Source organism: Halobacillus litoralis (genome assembly GCF_009856445.1).
Lineage (GTDB): Bacteria > Bacillota > Bacilli > Bacillales > Halobacillaceae > Halobacillus > Halobacillus litoralis.
In genome coordinates this window covers 128966-144902 of sequence record NZ_WMFA01000001.1, presented here as the reverse complement: position 1 = coordinate 144902, position 15937 = coordinate 128966, and the positions used below count along the sequence as shown (strand labels likewise).

General features: G+C 43.6%; 14 protein-coding genes. 3 read left to right on the top strand and 11 right to left on the bottom strand.

All coding sequences use genetic code 11. The features are described from left to right. Window positions 1-84 precede the first annotated feature (84 nt). The 8 genes from GLW00_RS00710 to GLW00_RS00675 form a co-directional block, all read right to left on the bottom strand. On the bottom strand, window positions 85-2082 hold the full coding sequence (locus GLW00_RS00710) for an acyltransferase family protein (RefSeq protein WP_160910560.1): 1998 nt from the start codon (window positions 2080-2082) through the stop codon (window positions 85-87). Between the two features lie 198 nt (window positions 2083-2280). Beyond that, window positions 2281-4119: a cell wall-binding repeat-containing protein gene (locus GLW00_RS00705; protein WP_160910559.1), complete on the bottom strand. Its 1839-nt coding sequence runs from the start codon at window positions 4117-4119 to the stop codon at window positions 2281-2283. Between the two features lie 369 nt (window positions 4120-4488). Continuing rightward, window positions 4489-5475: an aldo/keto reductase gene (locus tag GLW00_RS00700; RefSeq protein WP_160910558.1), complete on the bottom strand. Its 987-nt coding sequence runs from the start codon at window positions 5473-5475 to the stop codon at window positions 4489-4491. Between the two features lie 101 nt (window positions 5476-5576). Further along, entirely contained in the window at window positions 5577-6200 is a 624-nt protein-coding gene (locus GLW00_RS00695; protein ID WP_160910557.1) for a TetR/AcrR family transcriptional regulator, read from the bottom strand. Further along, window positions 6154-7422: an MFS transporter gene (locus tag GLW00_RS00690; RefSeq protein WP_160910556.1), complete on the bottom strand. Its 1269-nt coding sequence runs from the start codon at window positions 7420-7422 to the stop codon at window positions 6154-6156. The genes GLW00_RS00695 and GLW00_RS00690 overlap by 47 nt, the downstream gene beginning before the upstream one ends. A 161-nt stretch (window positions 7423-7583) precedes the next feature. Continuing rightward, a complete protein-coding gene (locus tag GLW00_RS00685) occupies window positions 7584-7787 on the bottom strand; it encodes a hypothetical protein (protein WP_160910555.1) in 204 nt (67 codons plus the stop codon). Window positions 7788-7917: 130 nt separating this feature from the next. After that, complete coding sequence (locus tag GLW00_RS00680; protein ID WP_160910554.1) at window positions 7918-8322, bottom strand: VOC family protein; 405 nt, start codon at window positions 8320-8322, stop codon at window positions 7918-7920. A gap of 212 nt (window positions 8323-8534) precedes the next feature. Then, window positions 8535-10046, bottom strand: a complete 1512-nt coding sequence (locus tag GLW00_RS00675; protein WP_160910553.1) for a malate:quinone oxidoreductase — start codon at window positions 10044-10046, stop codon at window positions 8535-8537. A 308-nt stretch (window positions 10047-10354) separates the two neighbouring features. Between GLW00_RS00675 and GLW00_RS00670 the strand changes: the two genes are divergently transcribed. Beyond that, window positions 10355-11428, top strand: coding sequence for a serine hydrolase (locus tag GLW00_RS00670; RefSeq protein WP_160910552.1), 1074 nt, complete (start codon window positions 10355-10357; stop codon window positions 11426-11428). Between the two features lie 85 nt (window positions 11429-11513). Further along, on the top strand, window positions 11514-11993 hold the full coding sequence (locus GLW00_RS00665) for a hypothetical protein (RefSeq protein ID WP_335808422.1): 480 nt from the start codon (window positions 11514-11516) through the stop codon (window positions 11991-11993). 41 nt (window positions 11994-12034) lie between these two features. On the opposite strand, the gene GLW00_RS00660 is transcribed toward GLW00_RS00665, so the two are convergent. Together GLW00_RS00660 and GLW00_RS00655 are read right to left on the bottom strand one after the other, a co-directional pair. Next, complete coding sequence (locus tag GLW00_RS00660) at window positions 12035-12724, bottom strand: LrgB family protein (RefSeq protein ID WP_160910551.1); 690 nt, start codon at window positions 12722-12724, stop codon at window positions 12035-12037. Then, window positions 12717-13088: a CidA/LrgA family protein gene (locus GLW00_RS00655; protein ID WP_160910550.1), complete on the bottom strand. Its 372-nt coding sequence runs from the start codon at window positions 13086-13088 to the stop codon at window positions 12717-12719. The genes GLW00_RS00660 and GLW00_RS00655 overlap by 8 nt, the downstream gene beginning before the upstream one ends. A 363-nt stretch (window positions 13089-13451) precedes the next feature. Here GLW00_RS00655 and GLW00_RS00650 point away from each other — a divergent pair, with 363 nt between their 5' ends. After that, window positions 13452-14525 carry a hypothetical protein gene (locus tag GLW00_RS00650; protein ID WP_160910549.1) on the top strand — a complete coding sequence of 358 codons (1074 nt, stop codon included), beginning with the start codon at window positions 13452-13454 and terminating at the stop codon, window positions 14523-14525. A gap of 39 nt (window positions 14526-14564) precedes the next feature. On the opposite strand, the gene GLW00_RS00645 is transcribed toward GLW00_RS00650, so the two are convergent. Beyond that, the gene (locus GLW00_RS00645) at window positions 14565-15833 is read right to left on the bottom strand and encodes a COG3650 family protein (RefSeq protein WP_160910548.1); all 1269 of its coding nucleotides are present in this window, start codon (window positions 15831-15833) and stop codon (window positions 14565-14567) included. Window positions 15834-15937: the final 104 nt, after the last annotated feature.

The window sequence follows — 15937 nt, the reverse complement described above, 5'->3', positions numbered from 1 at the left end:
AGGTCATATATTATAAAACAAATGGAGTAACCGTGTTTTTTTATAAAAGAAGGCGGGTGAAATTCCACCCGCCTTGTCTAAGATTTATGATTTTTGGTCCACTTTTTCTAATACCTTTTGTAAGTGCTCCTCGACAGCTGGAGCGAGCGTTCTTGAATATATTGTACTCAGGTGGTGTTCGTCACGATAGACGATCACATTGCCTACGACTGGTTTACAAAGGTCTTCCCCGCAAAAGTATTCAGATAGATCAGCAAATGTTACATGATCCGGAATTCCATCGGTTTGCTCCCATGGAATCTCTTCCGATAGAGCTTCACTTCGTGGGACGGCACAGTCTTCGATATCATCTTTTTCATCCAAGCAAAGGGGCGCGTCTTTTTCCATCCGTGGATTATCACGAACGGCGAAGATTTCAGTTAATCCTTCAAGTTTTTCCCACTGTTTAATGTATCCTTCTGGAACATAAGGTTCACTATTAACTGTCGATGTTGTAAATACCACATCAGGAGGTTCCTCCATTAAGTCGTTTAAGACTTCTTCATTCCACTCCATACACGTTTCATTTAAAAGACCATCAAAATCATCCGCCGAGAAGCGGCAAGCATCTTTATTATATATATTGATTTGAAGATTCAAGTCATCCGATATTTCCTTTAGCGCTGGGAACCAGTGACCGGAATGTGAACCTCCAACAAGGGCAATCGTATAGTCGGGGTTTTCAGTTTCCCCCCTGGAACATGTCTTCATACCTTGTTCGCTCGTATAAGTGAAGCAATCGCGCGTGTCATAGAAGGCCGGCAATTCTTCCTGCACTTGGATCGTCGACGGGAATGGTTCTTTTCCAGCGGCCGGTTGAACATTATCAGATATCATACGCGCCCCAGGATAGTCCTCTACCTCATACGATTTACTTTGAACTTGACTGCTGTAAACCTCCCAGCCCAAATTGACAATAAGAACGGGAAACATAAACACCGTCAAAGCCATCCCAATCCGCTTCTTGGATGTTTTAACACTTAAGCTCCGTACGGGGGTTTCAATGAAACGAACAGATAAATAAGCGAGAACACAAGTAATCATAATAATGCTAAGTCCCGCCAGCGTCGTAATTGTATCGGTGTCAAAGTAAGTATAATAGAAGATAAGCAATGGCCAGTGCCATAAATAAAAGCCATAGGATATACCGCCAAATTTAAGCAGCAGTTTTGAGCCAAGCAATCGATCCACACCAAAACCGCCACTGTTCTCGGCCGAAATGATAATTAGAATAACACCGGTTGTTGGCAAAAGCGCTACATAACCAGGAAAAACACTCGAAACCGGTAACACGATTCCAGTGAACACAATAATCGCAAGCCCCAGCCAGCCCATCACCACAGAGACAGTCTTTTTAAAAGAGAGATAAGGAATCAAAAGCGCCAACATTCCGCCAAGACTAAACTCCCAAACTCTAGCAAAGGTATCAAAGTACGCCCAAGGCTGATTAACAGCGGTTTTGTATATGGAATACGTGAAAGAAAACATAAACATCACTACGAGTACCCCGAGTAACGTCTTACGGACAGGGGTTTTCAAAAGCTTCCGGGCTATGTAATAGGCAATCATAATCACCAATGGCCATGTGATATAAAACTGACCTTGGATAGACAAAGCCCAAAAGTGTTGAAAAGGACTGGCCTGATTATTTTGGGCTAAGTAATCGACAGAGCTGAAAGCCAGCTGCCAGTTTTGAAAATAGAAAGCAGATGAGAAACCTTCCGCAATAATCTGTTTCCACTGAGCTTCAGGCATAATCCAAATGGATCCAACCATAATGACTAAAATAACCGTAAACGCTACAGGGAAGAGTCTTCTCCCGAGTCCTAATAAATACTCTCCAATATGAATCCGTCCTTCTTTCACCATCTTCGATAACAAAGAAGTCGTAATCAAGTACCCGGAAACGATGAAAAAGACATCTACTCCGCCTGATACGGACCCTAGCCAAATATGATAAACCGCCACCAACAGTGCTGCAATTGCCCTTACTCCTTCGATTTCTGGACGAAATCTTTTTTCAGGTGCTCTTAAATCGTTCACTTGTACACTCTCCTTCTATCTTTCTATGGGACTGACTCAGACCCTGCGTTCTTTATGTACCTTGAACAATCTTAACATGGATTTACTAGATTCGTGCTTTTCCGACTAGTTTTTTAGAATGAATTTACATTTATTCCATATGGATTGTAAATCTTCTACTCAACAAAAAGAACCGGAGTCAGCTCCGGTTCTTTTTCATTACTGCATCATGTTTTCAGCTAATTCAGCCAATGGATCGGCCACGTCTACAACGTCAGACCCTCCAAGGAGGATATAGTTGTGAATCTGTCTCGTACTAATCGTCCTCTCCATTGCGGCAGGTATATTATTTTCTCTTACTAATAAAAGTGGTGCGTTTTTCTTTGCAGCAAGCACCGAACCAGTTAAAGCATCCGCATAGTTGTATCCCGTTGCCACAAGCGCCTGCTGATTACCAAGATCGAAGGTATCGATGATGTCAGCAGCCGTTTCAAAACGTGTAGGACCAGAAATCCGGTCCACCCTGCCATTAAATTCTTCAAGGACAGCATCACTGACCACATCATCCCCACCAATTACATATACTTGGGATTGGTCCTTAAGAGCATCCTTCGTTGCGGCAGGAGCAGATTGGGGACGGGTCAATAGTATTGGAAGACCTTGACGAGCAGCATATGGAGCAACCGCCAGGGCATCCGGATAATTCAGCCCTGTAGTCAACACGACTTCGCCTTTATCAGAGCCGAGATTATCTGCAATCATTTGTGCCGTTTCATAGCGATCTTTTCCACCAATTCGGGTCACGTCATCCAGATTCATTGCTGTTAATTCATCTTCTACGTCCTTGCTTACAGCTCCTACGCTGCCAAGAATAATTACTCGATCAGCATGAAGTCTTTCAATCTCTTCTTTTGTTGAAGGATTCAATGAACCGGTACGTGTCAAAAGGATAGGTGCATCATATTTATAGGCTAACGGAGCACCAGCCAGTGCGTCTGGAAAATCGAAGGCTTTGGCTAACACAACCGTATCGGCGCCGTTCTGCCATCCCTTCTCAGAAATATCGATAGCTGTTTCAATTCGTGTTTCCCCTTTTAAACGTGAAGTCACTGGCTCAATTGCACCCGAAGCGACAAAACCTTCACGTCCGTCTTCAAGCTTCACATGATAGCGAACCCAGTGACGTCCCGGTGATTGATCAGAAGTATCATAGTAAATGGTCGCATCTTTAATGTCTACGACTTCCCGTTGTTCAAGCTTCTCTCCGCCTTGCCCATTCTTTGTATCTCTCAGCATTGTTCCTTCAATCGTCAAAGCTTTATCTTCGGCTTTATACATCTGCCTTGAATCTGTTAAAGGAGCCGGCACTTGATAGAGCATTTTATTGAAGTTTAGAGTCGTATCTTTGTCATTCGGGTCGTATGTAAAGTCGTCTTTTTCTAAAGGGAGCGTCTTTAACTCCAGTCCATTATTATATTCCTCAATTACGCCAAATACTTTTTCCTGATAAGCGGACTCGTTTACTTCTCCATCCTCACGCTTAATCGGACTGTTCACTTCTTTCACTCCATTATATGCGAGAACGGCGAAGTACCAATGTTCAATAGTGTCCTTGGAGTTATCGTTGACTGTTGGAATTACACCACGGACACCAAGGTTCCATTTATCATTCAGGATATCAAGACCAACGTTGATGTTGTATTGAATATCGTTTTTCAATCTCCCTACATCATATCCACCGTCGGTTACCTGCATGATGCCAATACCACCATCGTCTTGGATATTCGGTTCCGTTTGATCCTCATCTACCCATTGCTTCCAAGTAGATTCCGCAAATGCAACAGCTTTGGCTACTTCCGGCGGGATGCCACGTTCTAAAGCGCCCTCTGTTAACATCTCATTAATATCACTGCATGTTACTTCAGCATCACTTTTCGCACATGGATAATTTTCATTGGACGCTAGCGTTACAGAGTCTCCAACCGCAGCAAACGCCTGGTAAGGAAATAAACTAAACGCAAGTGTTAGTGTTAGAAATAACCCGGTTATTTTTTTCATTAAAATCCTCCTTGAGCTAATATACGCATCTATTATACTACCATTTCTACTTAAAAATGGAAGGATAGGCCAGACATTTATACTATAAATACCCATAATATTACTCTCATTCGTGGATGAATATGTACAGAAAGAAACTATTATAGATGTGGTAGAGAATAAAGAAAAAGCATAGCCACCCCCTTACAAATAGGGGGACTATGCTTTGGATATGAGTGGGCACTTCTTTTAATTGTGCCTCCATCTTAAAAATTTAGCTCGTCACTCAAATATTCATTTGTAGAAGTTCCTTCTTCTCCAGAACTTGTAATTAAGTCCAAAGAAAGAGAGAAGATGCTAAGGCCTCCATTTTCCTTTAAATTATCTTAATTAGAAAGGCAAAGGTGCAAGCGTCGAAACAAACCCTCTCTCCACAAGTTCCTCCCAAAACGCTTTCGGAATATCCCGCTGAATCATCTCCAGATCTTCCTTAATCCGATCCGGTCGCGTCGACCCAGGAATAACAGATTTCACAGCTGGATGAGCAGTTGAAAATTGAAGCGCAGCTGCTTTTAAGGGCACATTGTACTTATCGCCAATCTCTTTCAATTGATTCACTCGTCCAATGATATCGGCCCCGGCTTTTTCATAGTTGTAGTGCTCTCCACCAAACAAGGCACCGGAATTATAAGGACTGCCCACTACAATGTCTACATCCTTCTCTTCAGCCATTGTCATCATGCGCTGCAGTGCACGGTCGTGCTGCAGAAGCGTATATTGTGTTGCGGATAAGCAGACATCCGGCCTTGTTTCCTCAAGTTCCATGGCAAGTTCAATCGGTTCTGTCGTGTTAACACCGAGGCCCCACGAGCGGATGACGCCTTCTTCGCGAAGACGTGACAATACACGGAATGCTCCTGTCCTTGCTTCTTCGAATTTGGCTACCCATTCGTCACCGTGGAAATCAGGAGAAACGTCATGTACGAAGACCATATCTAAACGATCGGTATTCAATCGTTCCAGGCTCTGTTCAATGGACCTCTTCGTTGCATCCTCAGTATAGTCGGTAATGACTTTATTGTTCCGCCCATGTTCAAAAAGCCCTTCGTTCTTTTCTGTTTCATCCGTCATATAACGGCCTACTTTTGTGCTTAACACATAGTCATCACGGTTGTACTTCGATAACACGTCACCGACACGCATTTCTGCTAAACCAGCTCCATAGAATGGGGCGGTGTCAAAATAGCGAACACCCTGATTCCAGGCGGTTTGGATCGTTTCACGTGCTTCTCCTTCCGGAACATCCCTGAACATATTCCCTAAAGGCGCTGTGCCGAGCCCTACTTTATGTTTCAATGCATTCTCCAGTGATTTCATATGTGATTCCTCCTTTGTGATTCCTCCTTTGGTCGAATCATATAGTTGTATATCCAACTATTCTGCAAATCAAACATGCATACAAATATAGAAAATCCCCCTCATCGTGAGGAGGATACATCCAATGCCATTTTCAAATATTCCACAAACATGGCCGACTGTTCTTTCAGCTTCACCTTCTCTTCCGGCAGCATCGCATGGTCGAGGGCAAGACCATCAACGAAAGTGATGATCGACCGAGCAATCAGATTACTTTCATAGCGGTCACTAAATTCACCGGAACGTTGTCCTGCTTTAATGAGTTCCTCATACATACGCAGTCCCATTTCATACCTCTTTTCCCCATAGGCACGCCTGCGTTCATCGTTCCGTCCCGTGATAAAAAACTCTAACTTACTTGGTGCGAGTGGATCCATTTCTGTATCGGGACTTCCGTCTTCTCCGAACAAAAGCTGCATAAGCAAAGCCCAGTAAGATTCTACTTTTCCCAGAGAATCCTCGGTCGCACCCGCTTCGTCCGTGAGTCCTTCTTCAAGCAAAGCTTCAAACAAGTCTTCTTTATTTGAAAAATATTGATAGAGACCACCGCGGCTGACGCCAGCAGCCTCCATGACGTGTTTCATCGTTGTGTGCTCGTAACCATGCTCAATGAAGACGTTTCTTGCTGCTTTCATGATGTCAGCTCGGCGTTGCTTCAGGTGTTCCTTGCTCACTCGCGGAGACATGTGCATTCCCTCTCTCTACTTTTCGTTTTGTTACAAACCCAATCACGGATACTACGACAAGGAGACTTGCAGTAATCGTAAACGTTGGAATGACGCCAATCATTGTCGCGATCCATCCTCCGACGAGGGGTCCGATGATGGTCGCAGTCGTCATGACACTATTGATAACCCCAAACACTCGGCCGGTCATATGAACAGGTGTATTCACCTGGACGGTCGCCTGGAACGGAACAAAAATCAGACTTGCCGAGAAACCCGCCGTGAACCCGAGTCCAGGTCCCCAAAGGATAGAATAGCCAAGGTCATAATAGGTAAGGATTCCCATGATCCCGAAGCTGGCCCCGATTCCACAGACCCCGATAAGCATAAGCGGATAAGCACGGTAATCCGTTTTCTTCGCTAGTAAAAAACCGGCTGCGAACATGCCAAGCCCTGAACCTGTTACAAGATAACCAAACAGGTCCGGAGAAGCATGCGTCAGCTCACGAATTAAGACGATCAACTGGGAATCAGCTGATTGAAGAATCAGTAGACTGAGCCCAACGAGGACCAAACCTGTAATCATGAAACGATTGGATTTGATAAAAGAAAAACCAAGTGCGAACTCTTTTTTGAATGAAGCGTCGTCTTTTTCTTTTTCTTTTTCCGTAGTGTCCAACTGGATCGCATTCGGAACAAACATAAGGATAACCGCGGACACAGCAAACGTGGCCGAGTCGATAATGAACACCTGCTGTGCCCCAAAAATCGCAACAAGCAACCCACTGACGAGAGGACCGAGGATTTTCGTAGAGGAATCAATCATCGAAGTAATCGACATGGCCCCCTTCATATCTTCTTCTGGCACTACTTCTTTTAGTTTCCCATTTTTCGCAGGTACGAAAACGGCAGAGAAAATCCCAATCGTCAGGAGGGTTGCATAGACCATCCAGAGCGATGTCGCAACCGTCAAAATTAAAATCAGGGCTGCCCTGACAACATCAGAGATAATCATAAGCGTTTTCCGGCTGAAGCGGTCAGCCACCATTCCAGCCATCGGCCCAAACAAGGCCATCGGCACAGCCAGACACAAGAAGATGAACGATACTTCAAGCGGGGATGCATCCCACTTCAATCCAACTAACGTGATAATCGCGACAATACTAAGCCAGTCGCCGATGCTCGAGATGGCTTGGGCGGACATCAAGGTCATGTATCCTTTGTTTTTCCATAAGCGTTCCATAGGTTGGGCCCCTCTCAATTAAACGACACTGATGTCGTTTTGTTAATTTCATTATATCGACACTGGTGTCGTTTTGCAACTGCTTTTTAAAAAAGAAGGAAATCGCCCAACAAAAAAGCATGAAGTGTTTCCACTTCCCTGCTTTATCCTTCCCATTTAAATTACGGAGTCTTTTTCTCAGTTGATTCTCCTTCTCTTTCACCTTTGACTAGTTGTTTATGTATGTCACTAATGAGATACAATCCCCTGAGTAAACAGCCTACAACAATACCAAAAGTGATTATTCCTCCTATTAATGGCCCAGTCATCATAATCAACCAACCTAATAACATGCAGGCGAGAACAATAAAAAATAACAAGCACACCCCTCCTTACAGATTTTCATTATTTCAAACCGATCCCTTGTAAAACAATCCATTTAAGCTAGAATTATCGGGCAGTAATAAAGAAAGAGGAAAGCATAGCGGTTTCTTCATCCTTGCTCTCATTCCCATTTTAAATCCCTAACGTATTCATCAAAACGACTCTCCAACCATCTGGATCCTCAATGGTTATCCCTTTTTCCTTCCAATAGGGATTTTCAGATTCTACTTCCTTGTACCCCATATCCTGTAGTCGTTCAGCTGTATTCAACACCTCATCACGATTTTCTATATAAAATACCAGCAAATTATCTTTCGTGGGCGCAGGGCAGGGGCTGCCCGCTTCATGTCTAGTAAACTCGAGATGATAGGGAAGACCAGGTAATCCATAAACCACTCCCTCGTATCCTCTGTGCCCTGAAAAGTCTGTCAGTCTCTCTAACCCCAGTCCAGACTCATAAAAATCGATCACTTTTTCGAATTGATCCGTTGGTCTCGCCATTCTTATTTGTGATGCTTCAAATCTTGTGAATTTCATTCATCTTCCTCCCATTATAACGAGCACTCCTTGATAGGAACTGGAAAGCCCTCTTTTACAACCAATCGTAACTGATTCAGAAGGAAAAGCTCATTAGCGGAAAGAATGAAGTCTGTGTACAACTTTGGACTGAAGAATGCTAGGACATTTACCAATAGATCATAAAAAAAGTGCCTTTCCATTTTGATGGAAAAAGGCACTTTTAACTCCCTTTAAATGTTCACAGGACTCTCTTCCTGTTCTTCCGTCAGCTCAAGCGTATCTTCAGTCGTCGCATGAATTTCACGGATTAATTCTGGATTTTCCACTAGTGGCTGCCCGTAAGAAGGAATCATCTCTTTGATTTTCGGTTCCCATTCCTTCAGCTGCTCTGGGAAACATCTCCCCATCAGCTCAAGCATGACTGAAACAGCTGTCGATGCTCCTGGAGAGGCACCGAGGAGGGCAGCAATGGAGCCGTCTGCGGAACTGACAACTTCGGTTCCGAATTGAAGGGTTCCTTTTCCTCCACCTTCGGTATCCTTGATCACCTGCACACGTTGACCTGCGGTGACGAGATCCCAATCCTCTGCTTTCGCTGTAGGGATGAATTCACGCAGTTCTTCCAAACGTTTTTCCTTTGATTGGATGACCTGCTCAATTAGATATTTCGTCAAGGAAGCGTTCTTCACACCTGCTGCGACCATTGTCGCTAAATTATCCTTTTGGACAGATGTAATTAAATCAAGCAGTGATCCTGTTTTCAAAAACTTCGGCGAGAAGCCGGCAAAAGGTCCGAAAAGCAAGCTCTCCCTGCCATCTATGAAGCGTGTATCCAAGTGCGGCACGGACATCGGTGGGGCACCGACTTTCGCTTTACCATACACTTTCGCGCGGTGTTCGGCGATCACTTCCGGATTGTTGCACACCATGAACAAACCACTGACAGGGAATCCGCCGATCTGTTTGGATTCTGGAATGCCTGTTTTTTGAAGCAAGTGCAGACTTCCGCCCCCGCCACCGATAAAGACAAAATTGGACTTATGAAATTCAATCTTATCGTTTTGAAGATCGCGTACTTTCACTTCCCATGAACCGTCTTCCGCACGTTTGATATCTTCTACACTATGCTTATAGTTGATTTCAAGGTCTTCTTTTTCAAGATGATCAAACATCTTCCGCGTCAACGAACCGAAGTTCACATCTGTTCCCGCATCAATCTTTGTGGCGGCAATGGGTTCAGTAATCGTGCGGTTCTTCATAATTAGCGGAATCCATTCTTCCAGTTTATCGGGATCATCAGAAAATTCCATGTCCTTGAACAACGGGTTCTGAGACATCGTGTTAAAGCGCTTTCTCAGGAAGTCCACATTTTTCTCTCCCTGAACGAAACTCATGTGAGGCAATGGCATAATGAAATCATTCGGGTTACTGATTCGGTTGTTTTTTACGAGATAAGACCAAAATTGCTTGGAGACTTGAAACTGTTCATTTACTTTAATGGCTTTTGTCATATCAATCGATCCGTCAGGCTTTTCGTTCGTGTAATTCAGCTCACAAAGGGCAGCATGGCCTGTACCTGCATTGTTCCATACATTCGAACTTTCTTCCCCAGCACTTCCGAGCCTTTCAAAAACACGAATATTCCAGTCCGGCACTAACTCTTTAAGCAAAGATCCCAATGTCGCACTCATGATCCCTGCACCAATTAAAATCACGTCTGTCTTCGAGTATTTTTTGCTCATTTCCCTTTCATTCTCCCTATTATCAGATATTTTTATCTATGTTCAGTGTATCATTATTGTTGAAAAATTAAAATATTTGGAAGCCCTTCCGAAGTGAAGTTTCAGGAGACGTTTTGAAAAACATTGCACCACCAGCCTATTCAAAGGGACTCCGTGACGTTCATGATCGAAGGCATGGTAGCAGGATATGAGCTGGACTTAACTCCCCTGCTGAAAGGTGGAAAAATGAAACAAATCTCAAAAGCACACGTAAACATATAACAGATTACATATACGAACTGAAAAACTACATTAGAGGGGGGATTTCGGTGAACGACTTATTCGTTCCAGCAGGAGTAGCCATTGGACTGACTGCCATTGTTCTTTGGAAAATTTTTTATAACAACATGGAAGTTGTCATGAATTATGTAGAGAAAAGGAAAGAAAAAGAAGACGTTTCACTAATCATCAAACGTAACGATAAACCAATCGTTTCTATCAATCCACACAGTGTTTTACCGTTAGCAAGTACCGTGAAAGTTATCATCGCTATTGCATTTGCAAAACAAGTGAGTGATAACACAATTGATGAAAAAGCAACAATTGCTAAAGAGGAGCTCTTAAAGTTCTATGTGGAAGGGACAGATGGTGGTGCCCACATGAAGTGGGTTCGGGACTTTGCCGACAAAGACCAGTACACCTTAAAAGAAGTGGCCATTGGGATGATTGCATACAGCTCAAACGCCAACACAGAATTCCTAATCCATTACCTTGGTTTGGATGCCATCAACCAAATACCTGCATCTCTTCAGTTGAACAGTCATACCCCCATTTTCCCTGTAGTCTCCTCTCTGTATATTCCGTCCTTTATCGAAACCAGCGAGAAGCTCACAGATAAAACGGTCCTTTTAAAAAGACTTGAAAGCATGTCGAGAGAGGAATATTTGGATTGCGCTTTAGAAATTCATGATCATATAACCGCGAACGAACAAAGAAGATACATGAATGAATTGAAATTGGATATAGATTTTCAGAAAATATGGTCCGACCGGCTACCCTCAGCATCAGCCCATGACTATTTGACCCTTATGCAGATCATCAATCAAAGGAAAACGTTTGATAAACGGATGCAAGATTGCATTGAAGAGATTCTGGGTTATGGTTTGTACATACACAAGGCAAACAGAAACTGGATCGACCAAGGGGGTTTAAAAGGAGGCTCGACCTTATTTGTTTTCACACATGCTTCCTATACAACTGATAAAGAAGGGAATCAGACAGAAGTCGTCTTCTTAGCCAATAACCTGAACATCCTAATTTCCAGAAGACTGCAAAGAAATTTCAATTCCTTTCTGCTAAACGTTTTAACAAGTCAAAAGTTTAGAGAGAAGATTAGTGCTTAAAAAAGTACATTAAACATATCTGGGAGGAAAACCATTGGACATAATTACCTGGATGATTGTTGCATGTGAAATCGGCTTTTAGGTTGTGATTGTCGCCGGACTGACGACTCGTTACATTCTCAAAAAGAAAAAAACAGGACTATTCTTACTCGCACTAACCCCACTCATTGATTTGATTTTACTTGTAACAACAAGTGTACACCTATGGAACGGCGCTGAGGCTAAAATCGCCCATGCGGTTGCCGCCGTCTATATTGGTGTATCGGTCGCCTTCGGTAAAAGCATGATTGAATGGGCGGATGTTCGATTCCGATATTACATCACAAAAAAAGGGCCGGCCCCAGAGAAACTTTCCGGCATCCCCCATGCGAAGCACTACTTTAAAAGTTGGCTACAACATGTTTTTGCCTATATAATCGGAGCCATTTTTCTAGTAATCATGATCTTTCTTATTGGCGATGCTTCACGCACAGAAGCACTCTCCCTTGCACTGAAGCTTTGGACGGTTGTCCTCGGTGTCGACTTTCTCATTGCAGTCAGCCATTTCATTTGGCCGAAAAAATAAATAAAGTGTCTGCGCTCCGAACATTAGAGGCAGACACTTTTTCACATGAGCAGTAAAGTTAAACCCGGAGCGAGGACCGAAACGATGACAGCACTCAACACCATCGCAATCGTACTAACAGAGCCTTCAAGCGGATCCCGCTCCATGGAAGTTGCCGTTCCAATCGCATGAGACGCGCTGCCCATCCCTACCCCTTTTCCAAGAGGATGGGTCAAACGGGCGTAGTGCATCACCACAGGATGGATCAGTACCCCGCCGATGCCTGCAATCATGACAAAGACAGCCGCGAGCGGCATGACACCACCGCTTGATTCTGCAATTGACATCGCCACAGGTGTCGTAACCGATTTCGGAACGATTGAATGGATAATCAACTCACTGAACCCCGCCCATTTGCTGAGTAGCAGGCCGGAGGTTACACCAATAAAAGCACCTACGGAAGTCCCTACTAAAATCGGCAGGAGCATCCTTTTCAAAAGGTCACGGTACTGATAAAGCGGGAAAGCAAGCGCAACGACTGCCGGTCCAAGCAAGTAATCGATCCACTTACCGCCAAGCATATAGGTATCATAAGAAAAACCGAACAACAGCAATAGAACGATGATGGTCACCGTCGATAAGATAATCGGTGCCGTGTAGATGCGGCGAAACTTTCGATAAACGAACAATGCCCCTTGATAAATTAAAATCGTCAGGAAGATGATAACCACAGCCGGAAGAAGACTATTCATGAGCAGCCTCCCTCCTTCTCGCCATCCATTGAGCAACGAAACCTGAGATGCCCATCACCATCGCCGTACTCAAGAGACCAATGAGTATTAAGAGAACCCCTTTCCCTTCAAAAACATACGCATAGCTCATCACTCCCACCGTTGCCGGAATGAAAAAGAACGGGAGATGTTTGATCATAAAACCAACGCCCTGATTAACCCAATGTTCGGGTACTATTTTTAATGATAAAAGGGCGAAAAGGAAAACCAGGCCGATGACACTGCCTGGAATGAACAGGTTAAACGTCTTTTGTATGAATGTACCGAAAAGATAAATGATATATAAGCCTGTGATTTGCAGAATAATAGTGACTGCTTTTGACACGTGTGATCCTTCTTTCTAGTTGTGAGTTGGACGTTTACTTTCTTTATTATATAGGAATATGAAAAGCATACAAAAATCCTGCTCCCTGGCTGTTACGTGATCAGGGAGCGACTGCTGCTATAAAATATTGCCCTGTCTGTCACGTACTGACTCATTTTATCATTTTGGACAAACTTTAAAACCATACCCTCTATCTTAATCACTCGACTTCATCTCAATGCTCAACCAAAATGCAAGAATCTTTTTTTATATTTCTTTTTCATTCTCATGACATGTGTCTTAGATCATGAACTATATGTTAGTATTCTTCTATATTGTACCTTTAAAACCAATCTTTTCTGTATAAAGGAAGTGGAGAACACCATGAAAACATTCACACAACTGCTGCTTGCAGCCCTTCTTATTGTTCTTCTTGGAGCCTGTGCCGAACAGACTTCAGAAGAGGCAGAAGAAGCTCCTAAAAAAGAAGCAACACCCGAACAAAAGAAGGCCCCGGAGCCTCCTTATCAACCATTAAACCCATCTGAAGATGCCGTCCCACTCAAGGAAAGCTTATCCAAAGAAGGACTAAAAAATATGCCGGAGGAAGAAGCAATTCTCGGGGGCGATCCATCCCGTTCTGTACCTGCAGGTGAAACGCTCGCCAAGGGGGCGGTGGATAAGTCTGAGGGACCATTGAAAGACCACAGACTCGTCACGTATTATGGAACTCCTCAATCCGAAAATATGGGGATTCTCGGTACGATGGAGCCGGAGGAACTCATGAAGCAGCTCAAGGAACAGGCTCAAGCCTATTCGAATGCTGATCCTGCACGGCCGGCCATCCCAACCATTGAACTGATTACGACAATGGCTCAACGTGATCCAGGTCCAGAGGGTACATATGTAAGTAAGCTCCCCGATGAAAAGATCGAGGAGTATGTAAACCTCGCAAAGAAACATGATGCACTCGTCATTCTCGATATCCAGCTTGGTACCGATACAGTGATGAATCAGGTTAAGAGCATCGAGAAGTGGCTCAAGCACCCGAATGTTCACCTGGCGATCGACACAGAATTTCAAGTCGCTGAAGGGGAAGTACCAGGAGAGGATCTCGGACAGGTGGATGGAACAGAGATCCAAAAAGCTGTGGAATACCTTTCGAATCTGACGGAGAAAAATCATCTCCCTGATAAATTTGTCCTTGTCCACCAGTTCACGGAACATGTACTCACGAATAAAGATGCCATTCAGCCCACTGACAATGTAGAAGTGGCGCTTAATTTTGACGGCTGGGGAGCATCCATTGATAAAATGGCGCTGTATAAAAAATATGTGCGCGACAAGCCTTCCCAGTATGGTGGTTTTAAAATTTTCTATGATAAAGATAAGCCGGTATTGACACCAGAAGAAGTGGTGAAGCTCGACCCAAGTCCAGCGGTTGTGAATTATCAATAAAAAAAGTGCCTGTTCGCTTAATGACGAGCAGGCACTTTTTTATGTTTCATTGATCTGGATCCCTTTGCTCTTCGCCAAATCGTCTGCCACAATGGCCTCCCCTTCCACTTTCGTTCCAGAAGCGACTCTCGGCTGGACCGAGGGGTTCAGAGGATAGGTTTGACCGTCGAACTTGATGTGAGCGAAGAAGTCTTCGATTCCTCCTCCAGCCACATACATGATCAAATCCCGGTACCCATTGGTTGTCGTATTGGACACAATGACAGGGTTTCTTACGAGGGAGAAGCGAGACAATACTTGATATTCATCTTCCATTTCTTTGAAAATCACAGCACTGCATCCACCCGTTCCACAGACAAATGAACCAACTAAAAATACAAAAACCTCTTTGTTCCCCTCGTTATTCAAGTCGATTCTATTATAATAATACCTGATGTTTTCTTTAGATATTTTTACATTATATTCCTTTTCAACCGCTGCTTCTAATTTAAGGTCTCTTTCTGTTTGTGAACAAACATAAGTGAGCGAAGAAAAATCAATTCCCTTTTGATTGGAGAACGGTTCAACATCACAAAGATCTCTTCTTAAATTTAATAATTTATCTCTGGATGGGTAAGGATATTCAAAATCTAAAGCATGAGTAATAGACTTGTAAGCTTCCCGTTTACGACCTGTTTTTATTTGTGCATCCGCTATATAATACCAATAAGTAGAAGAATTATATTCTCTTAAAAGTGAGCTGTAATAGCGTTCCACCTTTTTAAAATAAGCGGGGTAATCGTCTTCCGCCCTCTCAAACCCATCATGCCCCCAACGAAAAACCTCTACAGTATAGGCCAAGCCGGTATCGTGTTTCCACAAAGCGACCTCGTAGAGTCCATCCCTTCCTTGTTTGCCCTCCATGTCTTCCACATCGATCATACTGAAGTATTGATTGCCCTCAATTAAATCTGTGACTCCATCATTTCCCCATTCATAAACGCTGAGGTCCGACCAAATCGACCCTACTTGCCAACCTACAAGGATGTTGTATTCGTTTCTGTTTTTTAATGGAACCGCCCCTAAGTACTTGACCCCATACCCTTTACCTTTTTTAGTATCAGCGATATACCACCCTCCTGGCCCCTGCTTCAGGATCATCAGGTAGTTTTCTCCTCGCCAGTAGTAAATGCCTGCGATTTCTGTAACACCATCCCCTTCAAGGTCGGTAATTATTAAGGCATACTTAGATTCAGGTGTTGCAAAATGTACCATGGTGGCTGTGGGAGGCAGGAAGCGTTTGAAGATACTCACCATGTCTTTTCTCATAAGGTATCACCTCTTATTACTCAATATATGTGAGTATGGAGGTTGCATGTAAAAGCCTTTCTCTCACTTTTATAGACGGTAAAAATCGAACGGAGGGTAAAGGG